Raw genomic sequence first — 25,824 nt, 5'->3', positions numbered from 1 at the left:
CCGTCCCCCCTTCTGCGATCCAGATCCGGAGCCCCCGTTGCAGATAGACCCCCGCGGCCCGAGGTTCGCCGCCGCGCTCAGCGCGGCCGTCCTCGGCGCCGTCCTCCTCAGCGGCAGCGGCCTGCTGCTCACCCTCCAGGGCATCGTCTTCGGCCTCGGCGCCATCGGCGGCCTGCACCGGTCGCCGTACAACTGGCTGTACCGGACCCTGCTCCTGCCCCGGCTCGCACCGCCCACCGCGACCGAGGACGAGCGGCCGCCGCGCTTCGCCCAGGGCGTCGGCCTGGTCTTCGCCGCCGTCGGCGCGCTCGGCTTCCTCACCGGGGTGACCTGGCTCGGCCTGCTGGCCACCGCGTTCGCCCTCGCCGCCGCCTTCCTCAACGCCGTGTTCGGCTACTGCCTCGGCTGCGAGATGTACCTGCTCGTCCGCCGCTCCCAGGGCCGGCTGGACGCCGCGTCCTGACCGGACCGGAAAGGTTCCCGGCCGGCCCATCACGGACGTCACACACCCGTCACCCGCCCGACCGCCCGCCTCAGGTGACAGCGGGCACTCGTTCGGGGGATCATTTCCGTGTATCACCCGTGGCCGCCGCGGCGTGCCGCGCCTCCGGTCGGCCCCACGTACGACACGGGTACCGCCGGACCGGGCCACCAGGGCCCGTGGGAAGTCAGGACTGACCGTGGCAGAGCTCGTGTACCCGCCGGTGATCGGCGCCGCACTGACCGTCTTCCGCGCGCTCGACGTGCGCATCAGGATCGTCGGCGCCGAAAACATCCCCGCCCAGGGCGGAGCGGTACTGGTGAGCAATCACATCAGCTACCTGGACTTCCTCTTCGCCGGCCTCGGAGCCTTCCGCGGCGGCAAGCGCAAGACCCGCTTCATGGCCAAGGACGACGTCTTCAAGCACGCCGTCTCCGGCCCGCTGATGCGGGGCATGAAGCACATCCCGGTCGACCGCACCGACGGCCAGCCCGCGTACGAGGCCGCCGTGCGCGCCCTGCGCGCCGGCGAGATGGTCGGGGTGTTCCCGGAGGCGACCATCAGCCGCTCGTTCATGCTGAAGAAGTTCAAGACCGGCGCCGCCCGGATGGCCGCCGACTCCGGCGCCCCGCTGCTGCCGGTCATCCTGTGGGGCACCCAGCAGCTCTGGACCAAGGGCCGGCCGAAGACCCTCACCAAGCGCCACGTCCCCGTGACCATCATGATCGGCGAGCCGATCGAGCTGGCGCCCGGCGACAAGCCCGTGATGGTCACCCGCCGGCTGCGCGCCGCGATGAGCGAGATGCTCGACCGGGCCCAGCGCGAGTACCCGGGCAAGCCGAGCGGCCCTGAGGACACCTGGTGGCAGCCCGCCCACCTCGGCGGCACCGCGCCGACCCTTGAGGTCGCCGAGGCCGAGGACGAGGCAGAGGCCGAGCGCCGGGCCAACCGCGACTGACGCCCCCGGGCCGACGGCGGCCGGCCGGGCGCTCCGCGCCGTCAACCCAACAATCCATTCTTCATACTCCGTGCGACCGAGTGGCCACGGACCGTCGCGTGTCGGCGGCCTGCCCGCCCTCCTGATCTGACACAGTGACAGCTCCCCCGGGGGCCTCGTCCTGCACCAGAGACGGAGATGACACGCCGATGACCGGCACACGGCTGCTGCCACTCACCACCACGGCCCGCACCCGCGCCCGCGCAGGTGCGGGCCTTCTGCTGGCGGGCACCGCCCTGCTCGCCGGGTGCGGTGTCCAGCCCGGCGAGATCCCGCTCAGCGAGATCCGGGCGGAGTCCCCGTCCGCCACCCCGACTCCCGACCCCGCCATCGCCAACGCGACCCCGGGCGTGATCGGAGCCGCGGCACCGGCCCTGCCCGTCACGGCCCACAACGGCCTGATCGCCGGCCGGGTCTTCCTCGACCCCGGACGCCTCACCAGCGCCGTCTTCACCGTGACGGCCGACGGCGGCACCCTGCAGCAGCTCACCCGGCCCTCCGGCCAGGACCGCGACGACCACCCCGACTGGTCCCCCGACGGCAGCACCCTCGCCTTCGACCGGACCGAGACCGAGACCGGCGCGGCCCGGCTCTGGACGGTGTCCGCCGACGGCGAGGGCGCCCACCAGATCGGCCAGCTCTGCGAGACCGGCGCCGCCGACTGCGTCAACGAGCAGGAGAGCGGCCCCGCCTTCTCCCCCGACGGGAAGCAGCTCGCCTTCAGCCGCACCTGGGGCGCGATCGACTCGTCCACCCAGCAGATCCAGTACTCCGACCTGTACCTGATGAGCCCCGACGGCACCAACGCCCAGCGGCTGACCTTCCTCACCAACGACACGCCGTACTCCGGCGAGGTCCGCAATCCGAGCTGGTCGCCCGACGGCAAGCAACTGGTCTTCGAGTACCGGACCAGCTCGACCGGGCAGCCCGCCAGCGGCCGGGCCCTCTACGTCGTCAACGCCGACGGCACGGGCCTGCGCCGACTCACCCCGTGGGAGCTGCGCGCCGGTGAGCGCGCCAGCTGGTCCCCCGACGGCACCCGGATCCTGTTCACCACCTATCCGGCCGGCCCCGACTACACCCCCGGTGGCGGCATCTACACCGTGCAGCCCGACGGCAGCGCCATCGACGCCCTGACGCCCGGTCCGTCCGAGGTGTTCTACGGGGCCGCCGCCTACTCCCCCGACGGCACGTCCATCGTCTTCTCCCAGGCCCCCGCCGGCGGAACCGCCGACCTGTACCGGATGCAGACCAACGGCACCGGCGTCACCCGGATCACCGAAACGGCCGACCAGTGGGTGAGCCGCCCGAACTGGGGCACCGCCGCACCCCACTCGTAACCGCGCGACGCCGGGGCCGGCCTTTCGGTCGGCCCCGGCGTCGCATGGGCGTGCCTTTCCCGGAAACGCAAAGAACCCCCCGATCCGTACGGACCGGGGGGTTCTTTGGAATGATTGTTCGGCGGCGTCCTACTCTCCCACAGGGTCCCCCCTGCAGTACCATCGGCGCTGTGAGGCTTAGCTTCCGGGTTCGGAATGTAACCGGGCGTTTCCCTCACGCTATGACCACCGAAACACTATGAAACTGTCAACCGCACCCACGACAGGCCATGTCATGGGGGTCGTTGTTTCAGAACAACACAGTGGACGCGAGCAACTGAGGACAAGCCCTCGGCCTATTAGTACCGGTCAACTCCACCCCTTACGAGGCTTCCATATCCGGCCTATCAACCCAGTCGTCTACTGGGAGCCTTACCCTCTCAAGGAGGTGGGAGTGCTCATCTCGAAGCAGGCTTCCCGCTTAGATGCTTTCAGCGGTTATCCCTCCCGAACGTAGCCAACCAGCCATGCCCTTGGCAGGACAACTGGCACACCAGAGGTTCGTCCGTCCCGGTCCTCTCGTACTAGGGACAGCCCTTCTCAACACTCCTACGCGCACAGCGGATAGGGACCGAACTGTCTCACGACGTTCTAAACCCAGCTCGCGTACCGCTTTAATGGGCGAACAGCCCAACCCTTGGGACCTACTCCAGCCCCAGGATGCGACGAGCCGACATCGAGGTGCCAAACCATCCCGTCGATATGGACTCTTGGGGAAGATCAGCCTGTTATCCCCGGGGTACCTTTTATCCGTTGAGCGACGGCGCTTCCACAAGCCACCGCCGGATCACTAGTCCCGACTTTCGTCCCTGCTCGACCCGTCAGTCTCACAGTCAAGCTCCCTTGTGCACTTACACTCAACACCTGATTGCCAACCAGGCTGAGGGAACCTTTGGGCGCCTCCGTTACTCTTTAGGAGGCAACCGCCCCAGTTAAACTACCCACCAGACACTGTCCCTGATCCGGATCACGGACCCAGGTTAGACATCCAGCACGACCAGAGTGGTATTTCAACGACGACTCCACAACAACTGGCGTTGCTGCTTCAAAGTCTCCCACCTATCCTACACAAGCCGAACCGAACACCAATATCAAGCTATAGTAAAGGTCCCGGGGTCTTTCCGTCCTGCTGCGCGAAACGAGCATCTTTACTCGTAATGCAATTTCACCGGGCCTATGGTTGAGACAGTCGAGAAGTCGTTACGCCATTCGTGCAGGTCGGAACTTACCCGACAAGGAATTTCGCTACCTTAGGATGGTTATAGTTACCACCGCCGTTTACTGGCGCTTAAGTTCTCAGCTTCGCCCGGACGAATCCAAGCTAACCGGTCCCCTTAACGTTCCAGCACCGGGCAGGCGTCAGTCCGTATACATCGCCTTACGGCTTCGCACGGACCTGTGTTTTTAGTAAACAGTCGCTTCTCGCTGGTCTCTGCGGCCACCCCCAGCTCAGAGTGCAAGACTCATCACCAGGAATGGCCCCCCTTCTCCCGAAGTTACGGGGGCATTTTGCCGAGTTCCTTAACCATAGTTCACCCGAACGCCTCGGTATTCTCTACCTGACCACCTGAGTCGGTTTGGGGTACGGGCCGCCATGAAACTCGCTAGAGGCTTTTCTCGACAGCATAGGATCATCCACTTCACCACAATCGGCTCGGCATCAGGTCTCAGCCTTAATGAGTGACGGATTTGCCTATCACTCGGCCTACACCCTTACCCCGGGACAACCACCGCCCGGGCTGGACTACCTTCCTGCGTCACCCCATCGCTCACCTACTACAGACTTGGATCAGCGGCTCCACCACGTCCCTTTGTCCGAAGACTCCGGGCCGGCTTCACGGCTTTAGCATCACCTGGTTCGACGTTGGCGCTTCAAAGCGGGTACGGGAATATCAACCCGTTGTCCATCGACTACGCCTGTCGGCCTCGCCTTAGGTCCCGACTTACCCTGGGCAGATCAGCTTGACCCAGGAACCCTTGGTCAATCGGCGCAAGAGTTTCTCACTCTTGTATCGCTACTCATGCCTGCATTCTCACTCGTGTACCGTCCACGACTGGTTTCCACCGCCGCTTCACCCGGCACACGACGCTCCCCTACCCATCACAGCAGGCGTTGGCCCTATATGCTGCAATGACACGACTTCGGTGATGTGCTTGAGCCCCGCTACATTGTCGGCGCGGAATCACTTGACCAGTGAGCTATTACGCACTCTTTCAAGGGTGGCTGCTTCTAAGCCAACCTCCTGGTTGTCTCTGCGACTCCACATCCTTTCCCACTTAGCACACGCTTAGGGACCTTAGTCGGTGTTCTGGGCTGTTTCCCTCTCGACCATGGAGCTTATCCCCCACAGTCTCACTGCCACGCTCTCACTTACCGGCATTCGGAGTTTGGCTAAGGTCAGTAACCCGGTGAGGCCCATCGCCTATCCAGTGCTCTACCTCCGGCAAGAAACACGTGACGCTGCACCTAAATGCATTTCGGGGAGAACCAGCTATCACGGAGTTTGATTGGCCTTTCACCCCTAACCACAGGTCATCCCCCAGGTTTTCAACCCTGGTGGGTTCGGTCCTCCACGAAGTCTTACCTCCGCTTCAACCTGCCCATGGCTAGATCACTCCGCTTCGGGTCTTGGGCATGCAACTGTATCGCCCTATTCGGACTCGCTTTCGCTACGGCTACCCCACACGGGTTAACCTCGCTACACACCGCAAACTCGCAGGCTCATTCTTCAAAAGGCACGCAGTCACGGCCCATCAGCAAGCTGATGAACGACGCTCCCACGGCTTGTAGGCACACGGTTTCAGGTACTATTTCACTCCGCTCCCGCGGTACTTTTCACCATTCCCTCACGGTACTATCCGCTATCGGTCACCAGGGAATATTTAGGCTTAGCGGGTGGTCCCGCCAGATTCACACGGGATTTCTCGGGCCCCGTGCTACTTGGGTGTTCTCCAAACGAGCCGTACAGATTTCGTCTACGGGGGTCTTACCCTCTACGCCGGACCTTTCGCATGTCCTTCGACTACCCATACGGTTTCTGACTCGTCGACCGGCCGGCAGACCGATCAAGAAGAATCCCACGACCCCGCGATGGCAACCCCTGCCGGGTCTCACACCATCGCGGTTTAGCCTCATCCGGTTTCGCTCGCCACTACTCCCGGAATCACGGTTGTTTTCTCTTCCTGCGGGTACTGAGATGTTTCACTTCCCCGCGTTCCCTCCACATACCCTATGTGTTCAGGTATGGGTGACAGCCCATGACGACTGCCGGGTTTCCCCATTCGGAAACCCCCGGATCAAAGCCTGGTTGACGGCTCCCCGGGGACTATCGTGGCCTCCCACGTCCTTCATCGGTTCCTGGTGCCAAGGCATCCACCGTGCGCCCTTAAAAACTTGGCCACAGATGCTCGCGTCCACTGTGCAGTTCTCAAACAACGACCAGTCACCCACCATCGACAACCCATACAGGCTGCCTCAAGTGAGACCGGCATCTCTGAAGCAACGACCATACGGCCGTTCCCTCAGGACCCAACAACGTGCCCGACACACCAACCAGAGAACTGTTTTCCACGCCGAAGCAGTACTGACAGACCCTACCTAGTGTGCCGAATAGTCAACGTTCCACCCATGAGCGACCGTGCAGAACATTCGCCTGCAAGCGGCCATGTGCTCCTTAGAAAGGAGGTGATCCAGCCGCACCTTCCGGTACGGCTACCTTGTTACGACTTCGTCCCAATCGCTGGTCCCACCTTCGACGGCTCCTCCCCTTACGGGTTAGGCCACCGGCTTCGGGTGTTACCGACTTTCGTGACGTGACGGGCGGTGTGTACAAGGCCCGGGAACGTATTCACCGCAGCATGCTGATCTGCGATTACTAGCAACTCCAACTTCATGGGGTCGAGTTGCAGACCCCAATCCGAACTGAGGCCGGCTTTTTGGGATTCGCTCCGCCTCGCGGCATCGCAGCCCTTTGTACCGACCATTGTAGCACGTGTGCAGCCCAAGACATAAGGGGCATGATGATTTGACGTCGTCCCCACCTTCCTCCGAGTTGACCCCGGCAGTCTCCTGTGAGTCCCCATCACCCCGAAAGGCATGCTGGCAACACAGAACAAGGGTTGCGCTCGTTGCGGGACTTAACCCAACATCTCACGACACGAGCTGACGACAACCATGCACCACCTGTATACCGACCACAAGGGGGCGACTATCTCTAGCCGTTTCCGGTATATGTCAAGCCTTGGTAAGGTTCTTCGCGTTGCGTCGAATTAAGCCACATGCTCCGCTGCTTGTGCGGGCCCCCGTCAATTCCTTTGAGTTTTAGCCTTGCGGCCGTACTCCCCAGGCGGGGAACTTAATGCGTTAGCTGCGGCACCGACGACGTGGAATGTCGCCAACACCTAGTTCCCAACGTTTACGGCGTGGACTACCAGGGTATCTAATCCTGTTCGCTCCCCACGCTTTCGCTCCTCAGCGTCAGTAATGGCCCAGAGATCCGCCTTCGCCACCGGTGTTCCTCCTGATATCTGCGCATTTCACCGCTACACCAGGAATTCCGATCTCCCCTACCACACTCTAGCCTGCCCGTATCGAATGCAGACCCGGGGTTAAGCCCCGGGCTTTCACATCCGACGCGACAGGCCGCCTACGAGCTCTTTACGCCCAATAATTCCGGACAACGCTCGCACCCTACGTATTACCGCGGCTGCTGGCACGTAGTTAGCCGGTGCTTCTTCTGCAGGTACCGTCACTTGCGCTTCTTCCCTGCTGAAAGAGGTTTACAACCCGAAGGCCGTCATCCCTCACGCGGCGTCGCTGCATCAGGCTTTCGCCCATTGTGCAATATTCCCCACTGCTGCCTCCCGTAGGAGTCTGGGCCGTGTCTCAGTCCCAGTGTGGCCGGTCGCCCTCTCAGGCCGGCTACCCGTCGTCGCCTTGGTAGGCCATTACCCCACCAACAAGCTGATAGGCCGCGGGCTCATCCTGCACCGCCGGAGCTTTACACCCACCCCCATGCGGAGGAAGGTCATATCCGGTATTAGACCCCGTTTCCAGGGCTTGTCCCAGAGTGCAGGGCAGATTGCCCACGTGTTACTCACCCGTTCGCCACTGATCCACCCCGAAGGGCTTCACCGTTCGACTTGCATGTGTTAAGCACGCCGCCAGCGTTCGTCCTGAGCCAGGATCAAACTCTCCGTGAATGTCTGCTCGGCTGTGCTCAATTAAGAGCGCGAGCTGCACTCGCGTCGAGCGGCACGGCAACCACCGGAATAGGGCGGCCCCGCGCACTGCGTCCTCGCTAGTGTTTACTTCATAAAGGAATCTCCAACCCCGATCACAAGGATCAAGGCCGGGGATGTCAACATATCTGGCGTTGACTTTTGGCACGCTGTTGAGTTCTCAAGGAACGGACACTTCCTTCGGACCGCCTTCCAGCGGGCCCTCCGGGCGCTTCGTTCTTTCGTGTTTGAAGCTTATCAGATGTTTTCCGCTCCGTTTTCCGGAGTTTCATTCATCGGATTCACATTCCGTCGCCCCTCTCGGTGCGACTCCGGAACTGTACGGGGACCGGCCCGCCACATGCAAATCGTCCCGCCCTGCTGTCGCAGGACGGGACGATCCGCGGTCACCGGCACCGTCAGGCGCGGCCCATCTCCTCGGCGATGGCGGCCGCGAAGGCGTCGATGTCCGCCTCGGTGGTGTCGTACGAACACATCCAGCGGACCTCGCCGGTGTGCTCGTTCCAGAAGTAGAAGCGGTAACGCTTCTGCAGTCGCTCGCTGACCTCGCGCGGGAGAATCGCGAACACCGCGTTGGCCTCGACCGGGCGGACGACGGTCACGCCCTCGATCCCGCGGACGGCCGCCTCCAGCCGACTGGCCATGGCGTTGGCGTGGCCGGCGTTGCGGAGATAGAGGTCGCCCGCGAGCAGCGCCTCGAACTGGACCGACACGAAGCGCATCTTCGACGCCAGCTGCATCGAGGTCTTGCGCAGGTACTTGATGTTCCGGACCCGCTCGGGGTTCAGGACCACCACGACCTCGCCGAAGAGCAGCCCGTTCTTCGTCCCGCCGTACGACAGCACGTCCACGCCGACGTCGGTGGTGAAGGCGCGCAGCGGCACGCCGAGCGAGGCGGCGGCGTTCGCCAGCCGCGAACCGTCCACGTGCACCAGCATGCCGAGCTGGTGGGCGTGGTCGACGATGGCCCGGATCTCCTCCACCGTGTAGAGGGTGCCGAGCTCGGTGCTCTGGGTGATCGAGACCGCGAGCGGCTGCGCGCGGTGCTCGTCGCCGAAGCCCCAGGCCTGCTGGTCGATGAGCTCGGGGGTGAGCTTGCCGTCCGGGGTGGGGACGGTGAGCAGCTTGATGCCGCCCATCTTCTCCGGCGCGCCGCCCTCGTCCACGTTGATGTGGGCGCTCTCGGCCGCGACGACCGCGCCCCAGCGCGGGAGCAGCGCCTGCAGGGCGACGACGTTGGCGCCGGTGCCGTTGAAGACGGGGTACGCCTCGGCGTGCTCGCCGAAGTGGCGGCGGAAGACGTCCTGCAGGTGGGCCGTGTAGTCGTCCTCGCCGTAGGCGACCTGGTGGCCACCGTTGGCGAGCGCTATCGCGGCGAGGACCTCCGGGTGCACGCCGGCGTAGTTGTCGCTGGCGAAGCCCCGGACGGCGGGGTCGTGCCGCCGTACCGCGTCGGTGGAGGTCGGTTCGGTCATCGGGCTGTCAGCCACAGGTGCTGTCCGTTCAGTTCTGCTGCGGGGCGGTCCCAGAGGCCCGCCAGGGCGGTGGCGAGGTCGGCCGTGTCGGTGAAGCCGGCGAACTTCGCGTCCGGCTTCTCCGCCCGCATCTCGGGGCTGACCAACGCCTTGATCACCAGGATCGCAGCCGCGGCGGTGGGCTCGCCGTCCTCGGCGGTGGTCTCCTTCTTGAAGGAGTCCGCCATGGCGAGCGTCCACGCCTCGGTGGCGGCCTTGGCCGCCGCGTAGGCGGCGCCGCCGGCGGTCGGCTTGTGGGCGGCGGCGGCGGAGATCATCGCGTACCGGCCGGACTCGCTGCGGAGCAGCGCGGGCTGGAAGGCGAGCGAGGTGTGCTGGAGCGTGCGCACCACGGTGTCGTGCAGGAAGTCCCAGTCGTCGATCCGGGTGTCGAAGAACTTCTTGCTGCCGCGCCAGCCGCCGACCAGGTGCAGCAGGCCGTCGACGTGGCCGTGCTCGGCCTCCAGGTGGTCGGCCCAGTCGTGGACCTCCTGCGGGTCGAGCAGGTCGATGACCTGGCCGCTGACCCGGGCGCCGGGGACTGCCCCGCGCACGGTGTCGAGGGCCTTCTCCAGCCGCTGCGGGTCGATGTCGGCGCCGATCACGGTGGCGCCGTCGGCGGCGAGCCGGCGCAGCACGGCCTGGCCGGCCGGGCCGCTGGCTCCGGCGACGGCGATGACCTTGCCTTCGAGGTGGGTGCTCACGCGGCGACCTCCTGGATGCCGGCGCCGGTGATGCCGGTGGTGGCGGCGATGACGCCGCCGAGCTTCTTGGCGAGGGCCTCGTAGAACATGCTCAACGGGAACTCGTCCGGGTGGACGGCGTCGCACAGGGCCTTGTTGAGCGCCTTGCCGTCGGCGGTGTCCAGCGGCAGCGCGTCGGGGCCCTTCGCCCAGGTGGAGGCGGGGTGCGGGGTGAGGTAGCGGGAGACCAGCTGGTAGGCGGCGATCCAGTGGGCCGTCTTCGGGCGGTCGATGCCGTCGCGGTACAGGGTCTCGATCTCGCCGCAGAGCGCGTTGGTCACGTCGGCGACGCGGTCCCAGTCGATGCTCAGGCGGTTGTCGCGCCAGCGCAGCGCGTCGTGCTTGTGCAGGTAGGCGAAGAGCAGCTGGCCGCCCATGCCGTCGTAGTTGCGCACGCGGTCACCGCTGACCGGGAAGCGGAACATCCGGTCGAAGAGGATGGCGTACTGGACGTCGCGGCCCTGGGCGTAGCCCTCGGCCTGCAGCTTCACGGCCTCCTTGAAGGCGGTGAGGTCGCAGCGGAGCTCCTCCAGGCCGTACATCCAGAACGGGCTGCGCTGCTTGATCATGAAGGGGTCGAACGGCAGGTCGCCGTGGCTGTGGGTGCGGTCGTGGACGAGGTCCCACAGCACGAAGGTCTGCTGGGCGCGCTCCTGGTCCTCCAGCAGGCCCTCGGCGTCGGCCGGGATCTCCAGGCCGAGCTGCCGGACGGCGCTGGTGGTGACGGCGCGGAAGCGGGCGGCCTCGCGGTCGCAGAAGATGCCGCCCCAGGTGAAGCGCTCCGGCGCCTTGCGCACGGCCACGGTCTCGGGGAACAGGACGGCGGAGTTGGTGTCGTAGCCGGCCGTGAAGTCGGTGAAGGTGATCGGCACGAACATCGGGTTGTCGAAGCGGGTGCGCTCCAGCTCGGCCAGCCAGTCCGGCCAGACCACGCGCAGCAGGACGGCTTCCAGGTTGCGGTTCGGGTTGCCGTTCTGGGTGTACATCGCGAAGACGACCAGGTGCTCCAGGCCGTCCTCGCGCTGGTCGGCGGGCTGGAAGGCGAGCAGCGAGTCCAGGAAGTCGGGCTCCCGGTAGCCGGTGTCGGCCCACTTGGCCAGGTCCGCGTCGACGGCGGCGAGGTAGGCGGCGTCGTGCGGGAAGAGCGGGGCGAGTTCCGCGATCGCACTGCGGACCGTGGCGACCAGCGGGTCGACCGTGTGCCGCTGCACGGCGGACAGGTCGATCGAGCCGTCCTTGGACTGCAGCGGGCGCAGGGCCTCGACCGCGTCCTTCAGACGGAGCCAGGCCGGGTGGCCGGCGTGGGTCGAGACCGGGGCGTCGGCCGCCACAGCGAGCCTTGGCGAAAGATTCTGCATCGTGGACTCACTTCGACAGGAGGTATTTCAACAGGACCACCATAAGTACGACAGGTTCTCCTGTTCAAGGGGGGCCCTGCCGTCGATTCTCCCGGTTCGGGGCTCCGAAACCGCTTGTCCGGCATGTGGACGGTCATCTGGATGTTCTGGACAGCCGCGCCGTGGGGATGCGAACCTCCCGCCATGCTCCCGGCGGTGATCCTGGTGGCGCGACGCCACATCGACCTGCTCCGGGTGTCTTCCAGCTGTTGTGCGCGCGGTCTCTGCCGCTGCCGCTGATCCGGCTCGGGGGCGCCGCGGACGCGGCCCCGTACGCCGACCATGCCGCCTGTGTTCCGGCGCCGCCACCGGGGGGAAGTGACCCGCCGGGGTGCCGGCCCGGCCCGCGCCCCCGCGCCGCTCGCTCCCCGCTCTTTCCGGTCCCTCTTTCCAGGAGCCCCGCCATGACCTCCCTCCGCAAGCCGTTCGCCGCCCTGCTGGTCACTGCCGCCGCGCTGACCGCGTGCGCGCCGCAGGACTCCGCGTCCGACGCGTCCGGCACGGGCGCCGCCGCGAGTGCCCCGGGGACGGCCGACGGCTGCGCGCCGGGTGCGCTGGGCACCCGCGCCGCGGGAACGCTGACGATCGGCACCGACCAGCCCGCCTACGACCCCTGGTTCACGGACGACAAGCCGGAGAACGGCAAGGGCTTCGAGTCGGCGGTGGCGTACGCCGTGGCCGAGAAGCTCGGCTACCCGAAGGAGAAGGTGACATGGGTGGCGGCGCCGTTCGGCAAGGCCACCACCCCGGGCGCCAAGGACTTCGACTTCGACATCAACCAGGTGTCGATCAGTGACGAGCGCAAGCAGGCCGTCGACTTCTCCTCCGGCTACTACGACGTGCGGCAGGCGGTGATCGCGCTGAAGAACTCCAAGGCGGCCGGGGCGAAGAGCGTCGCCGACCTGAAGGGCGCCAAGCTGGGCGCGCAGGTGGGCACCACCAGTCTGGAGGTCGTCACCGACACCATCCGGCCGACCGTGCAGCCGGCCGTGTTCGACTCCAACGACCTGGCGAAGGCCGCACTGCGGAACGGCCAGATCGAGGCCCTGGTGGTGGACCTGCCGACGGCGTTCTACATCACCGGTGCCGAGGTGACGGACGCCCAGGTGGTCGGGCAGTTCGAAGGGGCGGCGCGGGGCGAGCAGTTCGGACTGGTGCTGGACAAGGGCTCCCGGCTCACCGGGTGCGTCACGCGGGCGGTGGACGCCCTGCGGGCCGAGGGCGTGCTGGCGAAGCTGGAGAAGCAGTGGCTCTCCGACGCCGTCTCCGCACCCGTCCTGAAGTGAGCGGGGCCCCGATGAGCACCGAGGCCGGGGCCGGTCCCCGCAAGGCCGGCGGCGGGAGCGGCACCGGGCTGCTCCGGCGCCGGCGGACGGACCCGCCCGGGCCGGCGCCGGACGACGGCTACCGCCCGTCCGCGCGGCGGCTGGCGCACGAGGCGTACCGGCGCGGCCGCAGCCGCCGGGCCGCGCTGATCGCCGGGGCGTCGACCCTGGTGACCGCCGCGGCGCTCTCCCTGCTGGTGGTCAACTCCCCCGGCTGGGCGGCCACCCGGAAGGCCTTCTTCGACGCCGACTACGCCCGCCGGGCGCTGCCGGAGGTGCTCAGGGGCCTGCGGATCAACCTGGAGCTGATGCTCGGCTGCGGGGTGCTGATCCTGCTCCTCGGCCTGCTGCTGGCGGTGCTGCGGACGCTGCGTGGACCGGTCTTCCTGCCGGTGCGGCTGCTGGCCACGGCTTACGTGGACTTCTTCCTCGGCCTGCCGATGATCATCTGTCTGCTCGTCATGATCACCGGCGTGCCGGCGCTGCGGCTGACCGGGGTGACCACGGATCCGATGCTGCTCGGCGGCGCCGCGCTGGTGCTGACGTACTCCGCGTACGTCTCCGAGGTCTTCCGGGCCGGCATCGACTCGGTGCACCCCGACCAGCGGGCGGCCGCCCGTTCGCTCGGGCTGAGCAACGCGCAGGCGATGCGCCACGTGGTGCTGCCGCAGGCGGTCCGCCGGGTGGTGCCGCCGCTGCTGAACAACCTGGTCAGCCTGCAGAAGGACACCGGCCTGGTGTCGATCGGCGGGGCGATCGACGCGGTGTACGCGGCGAAGATCATCGCCAGCCGGTCGTTCAACTACACCCCGTACGTGGTGGCCGGGCTGGTCTTCATCGTGCTGACCGTGCCGCTCACCCGGTTCACCGACTGGCTGTCCCGCCGGATGAACCGCCGTCAGCACCAGGGAGGTGCCGTGTGACGACCAACCCGGTCCTGCGGCTGGAGTCGGTGCGCAAGAGCTTCGGCTCCCAGCTGGTCCTGCGCGACGTGGACCTCACCGTGCCCGAGCACACCGTGACGGCGTTGATCGGCGCGTCCGGCTCCGGCAAGTCCACCCTGATGCGGTGCGCCAACCTGCTGGAGCGGATCGACGACGGCGCGATCTTCCTGGACGGCGCGGAGATCACCGATCCGCGCACCGACGAGGACGCCGTCCGGCGCCGGATCGGTGTGGTGTTCCAGGCGTACAACCTGTTCCCGCACATGACGGTGCTGGAGAACGTCACGCTGGCGCCGCGCCGGGTGCACCGGCGTGGCCGGGCCGAGGCCGAGGCCGAGGCGCTGGAGCTGCTGGACCGGCTGGGTCTCGCGGCCAAGGCCCGGGAGTACCCGGACCGGCTCTCCGGCGGGCAGCAGCAGCGGGTCGCCATCGTCCGCGCGCTGGCCACCGGGCCCCGGCTGCTGCTGCTCGACGAGATCACCGCCGCGCTCGACCCGGTGCTGGTCGGCGAGGTGCTCGCGGTGGTGCGGGACCTCAAGGAGCGGGGCATGACGATGGTCGTCTCCACCCACGAGATGGGCTTCGCCCGTGAGGTGGCGGACCAGGTCTGCTTCCTGGAGTCCGGGGTGGTGCTCGAACAGGGCCCGCCGGAGCAGGTGTTCGGCGATCCGCAGCACGACCGGACCAGGCGGTTCCTGAGCCGGGTGGTCGCCTCCGGACGACTGGCGCCGTAGGCCCCGGCGCTCGGCCGGCAGGTCGCCGACCGAACGAACGGGCGCCACTCGAACGGACCAGTGCACCCGGGCGCCTCGGGGGTGCCTCCCGAGGAATCACTCCGCCCGTCACACCCATGCGCCCCCGTTCGCGCCCTGCTGCGCGCGGCTTCGACCGGTGATCGTGGACAGCACGTCTGTCCGCGTTCTCCGGGAGGCCGCCGTTGCACGGTCCAGTGCTGGTCAGTTGGCTGCTGGCCGCCCTCACCGCCACGTCCGGTGCCTACTGCCTCAGCCGCCTGGGCCGCACCCCGTGCGCGGCGGACGCCGGGGCGGGCCGCGGCCATGCCCACGAGTCGGACGCCGCCGAGGCCCTGATGGGGCTCGGGATGGCGGCCATGGCCCTCGCCGGGGCCGCCGTCCCCGCCGTGCTCTGGGTCTGGCTGTTCGGCTTCCCCGCGGTGCTCTTCCTGCTGGCCGCCGCCCGCGACCGGACCGGGCGCGGCCACCGGCTGCACCACGCGGTCGGCGGACTGGCGATGACGTACATGGCGCTCGCGATGGCGGCCGCGCCGGCCCACGGCCATCACCACGGCGCGAGCGCCGGGGCCCCGCTGCTGACCGGCGCGCTGCTGCTCTACTTCGGCGGCTACTCGCTCTGGGCCGGCAGCCACCTGCTGGCCGCACCGGGCGGCCAGGTGTCCGGGAGCCTGCGCACCGCCGGGCTGCCCCGGGCCTGCCGACTGGCGATGGGCCTGGGCATGTTCGCCATGCTCCTGACGATGTGAGAGCGGCCCGTGCGGCCCGGGGCGTGGCGTTGGTCACTGGGTGGCCGAAAGCCGTTCCTCCGGACGCCGACAGCGCTTAGGTTGGCAAGGAGCGCGCTGTCGCGTTCCGTGCGTACTCGGGGAGCCCATGCCATGACGGCCCTGCTCGGCCTGCTGCTGCTCGGACTGCTGCTCTCGACCGTGGCGCCCCGGCTGCTGGCCCGGGCCCGCTGGGCCGAGCGCGAACCCGTGCTGGCCCTGCTGGTCTGGCAGTGCCTGGTGGTCGCCGTCCTGCTGTGCTGCGCCCTGAGCCTGGTCCTGGCCGCCTCGGCCGCCCTGCCGGAGCTGCGGGTACTGCTCTTCACCGGCGCGCCGCACGGCGTGGAGGCCGCGTACGCGCTCCAGGACGCCGAGGGCTGGGGGCGGCTCTGTGCCGCGGTCCTGGCGGCGGGCGGCGTGCAGACCGTGCTGGCACTGACCCGCGAAGTCCGCTCGGCGAAGGCCCTGCGCAATCGGCGGCACGCCCAACTGGCGAGCCGGGCTCCCGAGTTGCCGGGGTCCATCGACACCCTGAAGCACCGCCGGGAGCGGCTGGTGGTGCTGGAGAACGTCCGCCCGGAGGCCTGGTCGCTGCCCGGCCACAACTCCCGGCTGGTGGTCACCACCGGAGCCCTCCAGCAGCTGACGGACCGGGAGTTGGCCGCCGTGCTGAGCCATGAGCGCGGACACGTCCGGGCCCGGCACCACTGGCTGTCGCAGTGCTCGCAGGCCCTCGCCTCGGGCTTCCCCGGGGTCGGCGTGTTCAGCGCCTTCCGGGACCAGGTGGGCGAACTCGTGGAGCTGGCCGCGGACGACCGGGCGGCCCGCCGGCACGGGCGGCACACCACCGCCGTGGCGCTGGCCGAACTCAACCTGGACCGCGGGGTGTTCGGCTCCTGCCCGCCGGGGCTGGCGCAGTCCCCGAAGCGGGTGGACCGGCTGCTCGCCGGGCGGCCCCGGCTGCCCGTCACCCACCGGCTGCGGCTCACCCTGGCCGCGCTCGCCGCGCCGGCCGCCGCCGTCCTGCTGGCCGCCGCACCGGGACTCTCGACCCTGTTCTGATTCCGGCGCGGGCCTACCGGCCCGCCCTCGGCGGACCGGTGACGGAGCGTCAGGCCGACGACGGCTCCCCGCAAGGGGTGCCGGGAGAGACCGGGGAGCCGAGCGTGCGCGCGAGCACCTCGCGGTGCAGCGGCCGGGCCTCGGCGTAGCGCCGGCAGCCGGCCTCGGTGAGCGCCACCTGGATGCCGCGCCGGTCGTTGGGGCACATCGCACGCGTCACCAGCCCGGCCTTCTCCAGCCGGCCGATCAGCCGCGAGAGCGCGCTCTGGCTCAGATGGACGGTGTCGGCCAGCTCCTGGACCCGCAGCTGGTGGCCGACCGCGCTGTCGCGCTCCTCGACCAGGCGCTCCAGCACCTCGAACTCGCTCACGCCCAGGTCGTACTTCTCACCCAGCTCGCGATCGAGCGCACAGGACGTCGCGGCATGGCGGGCCAGCAGGTCTCGCCATTCGGCGACCAGACCTGCCTCCGCCGGAGAGTCGAGTTCAGCCACCCGGCCACAGTACCACGTGCACATGAAACTTATGTGACCGCATTAAATTCACTTGCAATGAATGCACGTGCATGTAGTGTCCTCCCCATGACCACCGCGACCGTCCCCGCAACCGACGACCCGTCAGCCTCCGGGCTGCGCTGGACCCCCCGCCTCTGGGGCACCCTGATCGTGCTCTGTGCCGCGATGTTCCTGGACGCCCTCGACGTCTCCATGGTCGGCGTCGCCCTCCCGTCCATCGGCTCCGAACTCCACCTCTCCACCTCCGCGCTGCAATGGGTGGTCTCCGGCTACGTCCTCGGCTACGGCGGGCTGCTGCTGCTCGGCGGGCGCGCCGCCGACCTGCTCGGCCGGCGCCGGGTGTTCCTGGTCGCCCTCGGCGTCTTCGCGGGCGCCTCACTGCTCGGCGGCCTGGTCGACGACGGCGGCCTGCTGATCGCCGCCCGCTTCCTCAAGGGCGTCAGCGCGGCCTTCACCGCGCCCGCCGGCCTGTCGATCATCACCACCACGTTCGCAGAGGGCCCGGCCCGCAACCGGGCACTCTCCATCTACACCACCTGCGGCGCCAGCGGCTTCTCGCTCGGCCTGGTGCTCAGCGGCCTGCTCACCTCGGTCGGCTGGCGCTGGACCTTCCTGATGCCCGTCCCGGTCGCCCTGCTGGCCCTGCTCTTCGCAATCCGGCTGCTCCCCCGCCCGGTCGAGGAGCGGGCCAAGGGCGGGTACGACGTGCTCGGCGCGATCACCGGCACGCTCACCGTGCTGCTCCTGGTCTTCACCGTCACCGAGGCGCAGGGCGCCGGCTGGCTGAGCCTGCGCACCCTCGGCTCGCTCGTCGTGGTCGCCGCCCTGGCCGCCGCCTTCCTAGTCACCGAGAGCCGCACCGCCCACCCGCTGGTCCGGCTCGGCATCTTCCGCAACGGCTCGGTCGCCCGGGCCAACGTGATCGCCTTCACCATGACCGGCGCCTACGGCGGCTTCCAGTTCGTGGTCACCCTCTACCTCCAGCACCTGCTCGGCTGGTCGGCCCTGCAGATGGCGCTCGGACTGCTCCCGGCCGGTGCCTTCATCGCGCTGTCGGCCCCGTTCATGGGCCCGATCGTGGACCGCTTCGGCACCGGCCGGCTGCTGCCGATCGGCCTGCTCGCCCTGACCGCCGCCTTCGCGCTGTTCCTGCGGCTGGACGAGCACAGCTCGTACCTCACCCTGGTGCTGCCGTCGATGATCCTGCTGGGCGTCGGCTTCGCCCTGGCCTTCCCCTCGGTGAACATCGCCGCCACCGACGGCGTGGGCGACGAGGAGCAGGGCCTGGCCTCCGGGCTGGTCAACACCGCGATCCAGGTCGGTACGGCCGTGGTGCTCGCCGGGGCCACCGCGATGATCACCGCGGGCAGTGGCGGAGGGGACGGTGCCCAGGCCCAGCTGGACGGCTACCGGCCCGCCCTGGTCCTCATCACCGGGATCGCCGCGCTGGGCTTCCTGATCGCCACCGCGGGCGCCGTGCTCGACCGGCGCAAGCGGTCAACTCCCGTGTCCGTCCCGGACTATGATTATCCGTCCGTCGACCTGGCTGACCGGCGGGACGAGGTCCTGACCAAGAGCTGACCCCATCAGCCCGGCCCCGTCCTCGACCTCAGGTACGCGCCGGCTCCACCAAACCCCCGTGTCGGTGGAGCCGGCGCGTCCGTACGAGCCGATCCCCGCAGTCCCGCCCAAGTGCGGGGTTCCACGGATCGGCGGCTCGCGCCGCCAGTATATTGGCCAGGAGCCAACGAACGTACGGAGCAGACACGATGGCACCTCGCGGGGATTCGGTCAATGAGGAAATGCGTCAACGCTCCCGCCGGCGCATCATGCGCGCCACCGTCGAACTCGTCGACGAGCACGGCTACGCGGGCACCACGCTGACCGACATCGCCGAGCGGGCCGGCCTCGCCCGCGGCCTGCTCTCGTACTACTTCGACGGCAAACGGCTGCTGATGCAGTCGGCGACCCACCGGATGATGCACCTGGCGCTGTCGGCCGCCCTGGACGCGATGGAACCCGGCTCCTCGCCGGAGGCCCGGCTGGCCCGCGCGATCGACACCGTGCTGGGGCTGGCGATGGACCACCCCCGGGTGATGCGCTCGCACCTCGCGCTCATCCTGGACCCGGACACCGGCGCCTTCGTCCAGGACCCGGAGCAGCGGCAGCTCGGCGCGATCCTCCAGGGGCTGCTGCGCGACTGGGGCGCGCCCGACCCGCTCGCCGAGCACGCGGTGCTGCGCAGCGCGCTGATGGGCGGCTGCATCGGGGTGCTGCTGCCGGGTGCCGAACTGCCGCTGGCGCTGATCCGCGCCGACCTGTTCGGCCGCTACGGCCTGGACTGGCCGCTCGGCCTCCCCCCGCAGCCGCAGCCGCCGGAACGCGAACGGCCGCCGGCCCGCGGGTGAACGCGGCGGCCGGCGGCCGTTCGGTGCCCGGTCGCCCGGGCCGGGTCAGCGCTCCTTGAGGATCGACGCCAGCAGGTCGATGGTGCGCTCCGGCGTCAGGCTGTCGACGCAGAGCCGCTCCATGACCTGGATGTACGCGTCGACGTCGTCGCGCTTGTCGAGGTAGAGCGCGCTGGTGAGCTGCTCCAGGTACACCACGTCGGCGAGGTCCTGCTCGGGGAAGCGCAGGATCGTGAACGCCCCGGACTCCCCGGCGTGGGCGCCGAAGCGGAACGGCATCACCTGGATCACCACGTTGGCCTGCTCGGCGACGTCGATCAGGTACTGCACCTGACCGCGCATCACCTTGGGGCCGCCGACCGGCCGGCGCAGGGCCGCCTCGTCGATGACCGCCCAGAGCCGGGGGCTGCTGCCCTCGGCGAGCAGCTTCTGGCGGCGCAGCCGCAGGCTCACCCGCCGCTCGACCTCGTCCTCGCTGATCACCGGACGACTCTGACCGAAAACCGCCCGTGCGTACTCCTCGGACTGCAGCAGGCCGGGGATGAACTGGACCTCGTAGGTGCGGATCAGTGCGGCGGCCTCCTCCAGGCCGACATAGGTCTGGAACCAGCCCGGCAGCACGTCGTTGAAGCTGTGCCACCAGCCGGACTTGTTGGCCTCCCGGACCAGGCCGAGCAGGGCCTCGCGCTCACCGCCGTCGTCCACGCCGTAGAGGCTGAGCAGATCGGCGACGTCGCGCTCCTTGAAGCTGACGCGGCCGAGCTCCATGCGGCTGATCTTCGACTCGGAGGCGCGGATCGCATAGCCCGCGTCCTCGCGGGTGATGCCGCGCGCCTCACGGAGGCGGCGCAGCTGGGAGCCGAGGAGGATCCGGCGGACCATCGAGCCGCCGCCCGGCTGAACTGTGGTCATGCGGTCGAAACCTCCACCTAGGGCAAACAGCGCACAGTCTGCCATCAGTTGAGCGCTCACGGTGCCGATACTGACGGATGTTCCTATCAGTTCTGCACTCCTCACACCAGGATGCACGTGCATTCGGCGCTTGCATATGCCATTTGAACGACTGCACGTGAATCGACTCTTGCATCTGCAGTGAGCGCAGAGGACGATGGTGCACGTGCACCTGCACATCCCTGGCAATCCCGCGGGCTCCGCGTCGACCCCACGCGCGACTCCGCGCACCAGCCCGGCAGCGCCCTCGCGCCACCGGGCCTTCGTGTGCGCGCGCGACTGGTCGAGGGGTCGGCCGCGCGGCCTAGCGAGTCGGAGGTGACCGGCATGACCCCGGCGGGTCCAGCCGTGTCCGCCCCCTTATGGGAGGAGCTCTTCATGAGCACCGGTACGGCCTTGGCAGTCGATCCCCATGTGGTCACCTGTACGCTCGCCCCTCGCTACGAAGCCGTCAGAACCGCGCGCGACTTCGCCAGGACCGCTCTTCAGCGCTGGGGACTGGGCGAACTGTTCGACGACGTCGCGCTGGTGGCCTCGGAACTGGTGACCAACGCCCTGCGGCACGCCATCGGCGCGTGCCCCGGTGCGACGGGCGGCGCGCTCGACGACTACGACTTTCCCACCCAGCCCGCTCCCGAGGGGCGGCTACCGATCCGAATAAGCCTGGTGCACCGCGCACCGCAGGTGGTCTGCGCGGTCAGCGACCCCAGCAGCACCGGGCCGGTGGCCCGGGAGGCGGACTTCGTCGCCGAATCGGGTCGCGGGCTGCACCTGGTGGACTCGTTCAGCCGGTCCTGGGGCTGGCACCCGCTGGGCGGCGGCAAGGTGGTCTGGGCACTGTTCGAGCCCGAGGCCGGCGCGCTGGCGGAGCTCGGCGGGCGGCACCGCCGCTCGGCCTAGCCGTGCGCCGCGGCCGGCGGGAGGACGGCACCGCTCCCGGGGTGCGGCACCGGGAGGACGGCACCGCTCCCGATCCGCGGCCGCGCACGCTCCTGGCCGCAGACGTGCGGCGCCCCGTCCGCAGCGGCCCGCCCGCGAGCCCCGACCCGACGGCGACCGGTCGACGGCAGCCGGTCGCGCGATCGCCCGGCGACAGCCTCCCGGAGCGACGGGCGCACCGGCGGCACCCGCTCACGACGCCCACCACGGGGCGGCCGGACGGAGAAGACAAAGGCCGCCGTGGTGTCAGCACCCACGACGGCCCCCCGATGGCGAAGAAGACGAAACGGTCAGACCGCCAGGTGGTCGAACTCCCCGTCCTTGGCGCCCAGCAGCAGCGCCGCGATCTCGGCCCGGGTGTAGATCAGTGCCGGACCATCGGGAAAGCGCGAGTTGCGCATCGCCACGTCGCCCCCCGGGAGCGCGGCGAACTCGACGCAGTTGCCCTGGGAGTTGCTGTGGAGGCTCTTCTGCCAGACCACGTCCTTGAGGTCCGCCGCCGCCATCCCGTTGTACGTGTCGTACCTGTCGTGCATAGAAATCTCCCGAAGAGCTCCGGAGTAGTCGTCCAGCTCGGCGCCCCGGCTCGCAGCCGAACGACTGGGCCGGCCCCGTACCGGCCCGGCACAACGCCTCACTTGACGTGATGATAGCTCCAGTGCACGTGCATCAGCACGGGACGTTGCAGGTGCACGGGCCTTTCGTCGACAAATCGGAACTCTTCACCGCCTCGATACCTGAGGGAACGTAAGCGGACATATCCGGGGCAATCGGGAAGACTCCGATAACCGCCCGTAGGCGGCCACCCGCTGAATGTTGATCTTCGGGCGCCCGGAGTCGCACCGCCGTGACCCTCCGTCAGACCGTCCGTATGCTGTGAGACATCTCACGCGCCACCGCCGCAACGCGCGGCACCTCCTGTCACGTCTCAGGCAGAAGTGGTAGCCACATAGGGATTGATCACGGTATGTCCGAATTTCGGGCACCCCGCCCCTCCCGGTACGGCAGCCGACTGCAGCGTTGGCCGGGGGATGTCCTACGATCTCCGCCATGAGCACCGCAGCCATCCCGGGCGCGCCACTGCCCGTCCGCACCCCAGGCTCCCGTGCGCGGGGGCGCCACCGACGCCCCGAGCGCCCCGAGATCCCGGCCGGATCCCCGGCCCTGGTGCTCGCGGTGCCCGCGACCGCCGGGCCGGAGTCCCGTTCCGTGGTCGAGGAACTGCTGTCGATCGTACGCAGCGAGCAGAACGGCGTGCAGACCGCGGCCGGTTACCTCGACAGCGGCGCGGGCGGGAGCGAGCCCGGCCGTGACGAGTACTCCGTCGCCGAACTGCTGGCGCACGCCGCCGAGTCGGGCCTGCCCGCCCCGGTCGTGGTGCCGCTGGTCCCCGGCCCGCACGGTTTCCTGACCGAACTGCACGCGCTGTCCGCCGAGTACGGCGCCCACGTCACCGACGTCCTCGGCCCGCACCCGCTGCTCGCCGAGGCCGTCCACGTCCGGCTCTCCGAGGCGGGGCTGGCCCGCGCCGACCGGGCCCGGCTGTTCGCCATCGCGACGGCCGCGGACGGCGTCGTCCTCACCACCGTCGGTGGCGAGGAGGCCGCCGCGGCGGCCGGGATCACCGGTGTGCTGCTGGCCGCCCGCCTCGCGGTGCCGGTCGTGCCCGCCGCGCTCGACGTGCCCGGCTCGGTGGCCGCCGCCGTCGCGCACCTCAAGGAGACCGGCTCCCAGCGCCCCGCGCTGGCCCCGCTGGTGATCGGCCCGGAGGCCGACTCCGAGCTGCTCGCCACGGCCGCCGAGGAAACCGGCTGCCCGAGCGCCGCGCCGCTCGGCGCCTACCCCACGGTGGGCCAGCTGATCGCCGCCACCTACCTCGCCGTGCTGCCGGCCGTCGCCCCCGAGGCGTTCGCCGCGCAGGCCGCCGCCGAGGAGGCCGCTGCCCAGGAGGCCGGGGAGGCCGCCGCCGAGTAGTAGCGGACCACGAACGCCGAAGGGCCCGGAGCGCGCGCACCCGCTCCGGGCCCTCGCCGTACCCCCGCCGTACGTGTCCCCGCCGCACCGGCCCTCTCCGTACGGGCCCGCGCCGTACCGGTCCGCGGCGCGGGCCCGTACGGTGCGGGCCCCGGCGGGCCCCGGCCGGCCTCAGGCCCGCCTCAGGTCCGCCCGCCCACCCGGCCGGTGGCCGCCGCCGCGTCCTTGAGCCGCAGCGCCGGCAGCTGCACCGGCCGGGACTGCGCGGCGAAGGCGGCCACCGGCACGCCGGTGGCGTTCCACGGCGACCGCCCGCCGCCACCGTCCGCCTTGCGCACCTGGAGCACCTCGGTCTGCCCCGCCCGGCGCAGCAGGACGTTCTTCGGCGGCGCGGACTCCGGGTCCATCCAGAGCTCGTTGCCGTCGAACTCGCAGTCCAGGACGAGGATGTCGTCCGGCTTGCCGTCCGGGGTGGCCCGGAAGGCGATCCCGGCCCGGCGGTGGCCGGCGAACCGGCTGCGGCTGAAGGTGACCGCCTCCCCGGCGAGTTCGTGGCGCGCGGTGGAGACGCCGTAGTCGCTCTGCCCGGCGGCGTCGATCAGCAGGCCGTCGAAGAGGGTCCCCTTGTCCCGGCCGAGCGAGTGCAGCGCCACTCCCCCGCCGCCGTTGCCGTACAGCACGCTCGCGGTGTAGTCGAAGTCGTTGAGGTAGGCGCCGTGCTCGATGCCCCACCCGCCGTTGTGGTAGGCCGCGAACTCGGTGACCACGTGGTGCTGCTGGGCGTTCAGCCAGACGAAGATGCCGTCCCGCAGGTTGTTGTGGGCCAGGCAGCGCTGGAAGGTCCAGACCCCCTCGCTGTTCTCCGGCCACTCGAAGCCGGAGGCGCCGTCGGCCCCCTGGACGCCGACGGCCACGCAGTCCAGCGCCTTGCCGCCGGTGCCGGCGCCGAGGTTGAAGCCGGTCAGCCGGTAGGCCCGCGGGTTGGGCTCCAGCCGCGTGCGGGAGGCGACGCAGGACTCGTAGACGATGTCGTCGGAGGGCTGCTGCGGGGTGCGGGTGTCCGGCGGGCCGTCCCACCAGTAGGCGTCCTCCCAGGTGTCGTGGCTGATGCAGCTGCGGAAGGTGATGCCGTGGCTGGCGTGCGGGACGAAGGCGTGGCTCCCCGCGTCGCGGACCACCAGGCCCTCGACCACGGTGCCCCGGGTGGTGTCGCCCAGCATGTGGAAGTGCAGCCCGTACCGGCCGAGCACCGGGGCGGTCACCGGGGCGCTGCCGTCCGGGCCCTTCCAGGACTCCGCGGTGTCGGTGCGCGGGCCGACCCAGCGCAGCGCCGCGTGCCGCAGGTCGGCCCGGCGGGAGGTGGTGAGGTGGACGTGGGCGCGGCCCTCGGCGGTGCCCTCGATCCGCACGCTTCGGGTCAGGTTGAGCACCTCGGCCCCGAGCGTGACGCCCCCTCCGGCGGCCACCCGGGGGTGCGCGTACGTCAGCGGCGCCTCCAGGGTGACGGTGGATCCGCTGACGGACCGGACGACGGCGAGGTCGTAGCGGGTGGAGAAGCCGTCCTCGCCCGGCGGGCCGGTCGGGGTGACGGCCAGTTCGTCGCCGGGCAGCCAACCGGTGGGCGGCGCGGCCAGGCTGACGGTGGTGTCGCCCACCGCGAGTGCCCGGTCGGCGCGCCCCCAGGCGGTCTTGGCCGCGCCGTCCAGCCGCAGGTACCCGGCGCCGGTGACCCAGAGGCCGACGTCGGTGTCGACCACCTTCATGCCGTCCCCCCGGAAGCGCCGCTCGTCGACGGCGGGGAAGCGCACGGTGTGCACGGCGGCGCCCTCGGGGGCGAGCGCGAGGGTGCCGCGGATCTCGACGTTGCCCGCGGCGGCGAGGGTGAGGCTGCGGTCGGCGGCGAAGGTGAGCGCACCGCCCGGCTCGACCAGCAGCGAGCCGATCGCGGCGTCGGTGTCGAGCAGCACCCGGTCGGTGATCCGGACGGCGCTCTGCGGTCCGGGTACCCGGCCGCCCCAGCCGGCCGGGTCCGACCAGGGGCGGCCGCCCTGGTCGGGGGTGGGTGCGGGGGCGGCTCCGGCGGTGGGCTGCCCGGGCGCGGCCGTCCCCTCGGCGGGGGCGCCGTCGGGGGCGCCCCCGGGCGTCCCGGACGGCGACGCGGCGCCGTGCCGGTGCTCCGCGGCCGGGTCGGCCGCTCCCGGCCCCATGGCGGGGCCCTCCGCGGCGGCGACGGGCGCGGAGCGGCCGTCCAGGGAGCGCCGCAGTGCCTCCTCGCCGCCGACCGCCGCGAAGACCGTGCCGACGGCGAGCCAGCGCAGCATCGTCCGGCGGGGCAGGGGAGTTCGGGGCTCGGCGGGCGGGATGTCCGCTCTGCGGTGTTTTGCCCAGCGGTGCGTTCCACGCGGCCGCTCGGCCGGCGCACCGGCCTCCGGACCC

At 69.7% G+C, this 25,824-nt stretch carries 20 protein-coding genes and 3 rRNA genes; 13 read left to right on the top strand and 10 right to left on the bottom strand.

All coding sequences use genetic code 11. From position 1 onward, the window contains the following. Positions 1-37 precede the first annotated feature (37 nt). From OG618_RS30470 to OG618_RS30460, 3 genes are all read left to right on the top strand, one after another. Positions 38-463 (top strand): DUF4395 domain-containing protein, encoded by a 426-nt coding sequence (locus tag OG618_RS30470; protein ID WP_329490783.1) that lies wholly within the window; start codon positions 38-40, stop codon positions 461-463. A 217-nt stretch (positions 464-680) separates the two neighbouring features. Next, complete coding sequence (locus tag OG618_RS30465) at positions 681-1,439, top strand: lysophospholipid acyltransferase family protein (RefSeq protein ID WP_329490782.1); 759 nt, start codon at positions 681-683, stop codon at positions 1,437-1,439. Between the two features lie 188 nt (positions 1,440-1,627). Beyond that, on the top strand, positions 1,628-2,818 hold the full coding sequence (locus OG618_RS30460) for a TolB family protein (protein WP_329490781.1): 1,191 nt from the start codon (positions 1,628-1,630) through the stop codon (positions 2,816-2,818). Positions 2,819-2,934: 116 nt separating this feature from the next. Here OG618_RS30460 and rrf read toward each other — a convergent pair. From rrf to OG618_RS30430, 6 genes are all read right to left on the bottom strand, one after another. Further along, positions 2,935-3,051 (bottom strand): 5S ribosomal RNA (gene rrf / locus OG618_RS30455). An 85-nt stretch (positions 3,052-3,136) separates the two neighbouring features. Beyond that, a 23S ribosomal RNA gene (locus OG618_RS30450) occupies positions 3,137-6,257 on the bottom strand. A 278-nt stretch (positions 6,258-6,535) separates the two neighbouring features. Beyond that, positions 6,536-8,059: ribosomal RNA gene (locus tag OG618_RS30445) — 16S ribosomal RNA — on the bottom strand. The 16S, 23S and 5S rRNA genes sit together here, the layout of an rRNA operon. Before the next feature lie 437 nt (positions 8,060-8,496). Beyond that, positions 8,497-9,573: a threonine aldolase family protein gene (locus OG618_RS30440; RefSeq protein ID WP_329490780.1), complete on the bottom strand. Its 1,077-nt coding sequence runs from the start codon at positions 9,571-9,573 to the stop codon at positions 8,497-8,499. Then, positions 9,570-10,316 carry an SDR family NAD(P)-dependent oxidoreductase gene (locus OG618_RS30435; RefSeq protein WP_329490779.1) on the bottom strand — a complete coding sequence of 249 codons (747 nt, stop codon included), beginning with the start codon at positions 10,314-10,316 and terminating at the stop codon, positions 9,570-9,572. The genes OG618_RS30440 and OG618_RS30435 overlap by 4 nt, the downstream gene beginning before the upstream one ends. Further along, on the bottom strand, positions 10,313-11,713 hold the full coding sequence (locus OG618_RS30430; protein ID WP_329490777.1) for a DUF6421 family protein: 1,401 nt from the start codon (positions 11,711-11,713) through the stop codon (positions 10,313-10,315). Before OG618_RS30430 ends, OG618_RS30435 begins: the two co-directional genes overlap by 4 nt. Before the next feature lie 123 nt (positions 11,714-11,836). Here OG618_RS30430 and OG618_RS38075 point away from each other — a divergent pair, with 123 nt between their 5' ends. From OG618_RS38075 to OG618_RS30405, 6 genes are all read left to right on the top strand, one after another. Next, positions 11,837-11,992 carry a putative leader peptide gene (locus OG618_RS38075; RefSeq protein ID WP_380390010.1) on the top strand — a complete coding sequence of 52 codons (156 nt, stop codon included), beginning with the start codon at positions 11,837-11,839 and terminating at the stop codon, positions 11,990-11,992. A gap of 164 nt (positions 11,993-12,156) precedes the next feature. Continuing rightward, the gene (locus tag OG618_RS30425) at positions 12,157-13,038 is read left to right on the top strand and encodes an ABC transporter substrate-binding protein (protein ID WP_329490775.1); all 882 of its coding nucleotides are present in this window, start codon (positions 12,157-12,159) and stop codon (positions 13,036-13,038) included. A gap of 11 nt (positions 13,039-13,049) precedes the next feature. Next, entirely contained in the window at positions 13,050-14,000 is a 951-nt protein-coding gene (locus OG618_RS30420; RefSeq protein WP_329490773.1) for an amino acid ABC transporter permease, read from the top strand. Next, positions 13,997-14,755 (top strand): amino acid ABC transporter ATP-binding protein, encoded by a 759-nt coding sequence (locus OG618_RS30415; RefSeq protein WP_329490772.1) that lies wholly within the window; start codon positions 13,997-13,999, stop codon positions 14,753-14,755. Before OG618_RS30420 ends, OG618_RS30415 begins: the two co-directional genes overlap by 4 nt. A 203-nt stretch (positions 14,756-14,958) precedes the next feature. After that, a complete protein-coding gene (locus OG618_RS30410) occupies positions 14,959-15,522 on the top strand; it encodes a DUF5134 domain-containing protein (RefSeq protein WP_329490771.1) in 564 nt (187 codons plus the stop codon). Between the two features lie 132 nt (positions 15,523-15,654). Continuing rightward, positions 15,655-16,602 (top strand): M56 family metallopeptidase, encoded by a 948-nt coding sequence (locus OG618_RS30405; protein WP_329490770.1) that lies wholly within the window; start codon positions 15,655-15,657, stop codon positions 16,600-16,602. A gap of 49 nt (positions 16,603-16,651) precedes the next feature. Here the strand turns inward: OG618_RS30405 and OG618_RS30400 are convergent, their stop codons facing one another. Next, positions 16,652-17,095: a MarR family winged helix-turn-helix transcriptional regulator gene (locus OG618_RS30400; protein WP_329490769.1), complete on the bottom strand. Its 444-nt coding sequence runs from the start codon at positions 17,093-17,095 to the stop codon at positions 16,652-16,654. Positions 17,096-17,182: 87 nt separating this feature from the next. On the opposite strand from OG618_RS30400, the gene OG618_RS30395 reads away from it, so the two are divergent. After that, the gene (locus OG618_RS30395; RefSeq protein WP_329490768.1) at positions 17,183-18,697 is read left to right on the top strand and encodes an MFS transporter; all 1,515 of its coding nucleotides are present in this window, start codon (positions 17,183-17,185) and stop codon (positions 18,695-18,697) included. Positions 18,698-18,918: 221 nt separating this feature from the next. Continuing rightward, positions 18,919-19,524, top strand: coding sequence for a TetR/AcrR family transcriptional regulator (locus OG618_RS30390; protein WP_329490767.1), 606 nt, complete (start codon positions 18,919-18,921; stop codon positions 19,522-19,524). A gap of 45 nt (positions 19,525-19,569) precedes the next feature. Here OG618_RS30390 and OG618_RS30385 read toward each other — a convergent pair whose 3' ends face one another. Beyond that, positions 19,570-20,436: a helix-turn-helix domain-containing protein gene (locus tag OG618_RS30385; RefSeq protein WP_329490766.1), complete on the bottom strand. Its 867-nt coding sequence runs from the start codon at positions 20,434-20,436 to the stop codon at positions 19,570-19,572. 417 nt (positions 20,437-20,853) lie between these two features. Between OG618_RS30385 and OG618_RS30380 the strand changes: the two genes are divergently transcribed. After that, positions 20,854-21,375 (top strand): ATP-binding protein, encoded by a 522-nt coding sequence (locus tag OG618_RS30380; protein WP_329490765.1) that lies wholly within the window; start codon positions 20,854-20,856, stop codon positions 21,373-21,375. Between the two features lie 329 nt (positions 21,376-21,704). Here the strand turns inward: OG618_RS30380 and OG618_RS30375 are convergent, their stop codons facing one another. Further along, a complete protein-coding gene (locus tag OG618_RS30375; RefSeq protein WP_329490764.1) occupies positions 21,705-21,950 on the bottom strand; it encodes a DUF397 domain-containing protein in 246 nt (81 codons plus the stop codon). Positions 21,951-22,464: 514 nt separating this feature from the next. On the opposite strand from OG618_RS30375, the gene OG618_RS30370 reads away from it, so the two are divergent. Continuing rightward, complete coding sequence (locus tag OG618_RS30370) at positions 22,465-23,388, top strand: hypothetical protein (RefSeq protein ID WP_329490763.1); 924 nt, start codon at positions 22,465-22,467, stop codon at positions 23,386-23,388. Between the two features lie 182 nt (positions 23,389-23,570). Here the strand turns inward: OG618_RS30370 and OG618_RS30365 are convergent, their stop codons facing one another. Next, on the bottom strand, positions 23,571-25,709 hold the full coding sequence (locus OG618_RS30365) for a hypothetical protein (protein WP_329490762.1): 2,139 nt from the start codon (positions 25,707-25,709) through the stop codon (positions 23,571-23,573). Between the last annotated feature and the right edge of the window lie 115 nt (positions 25,710-25,824).

Source organism: Kitasatospora sp. NBC_01246 (genome assembly GCF_036226505.1).
Taxonomy (GTDB): domain Bacteria; phylum Actinomycetota; class Actinomycetes; order Streptomycetales; family Streptomycetaceae; genus Kitasatospora.
Note: the sequence above shows the minus strand (reverse complement) of the source record. Positions and strands in the feature narration are given on the sequence as shown.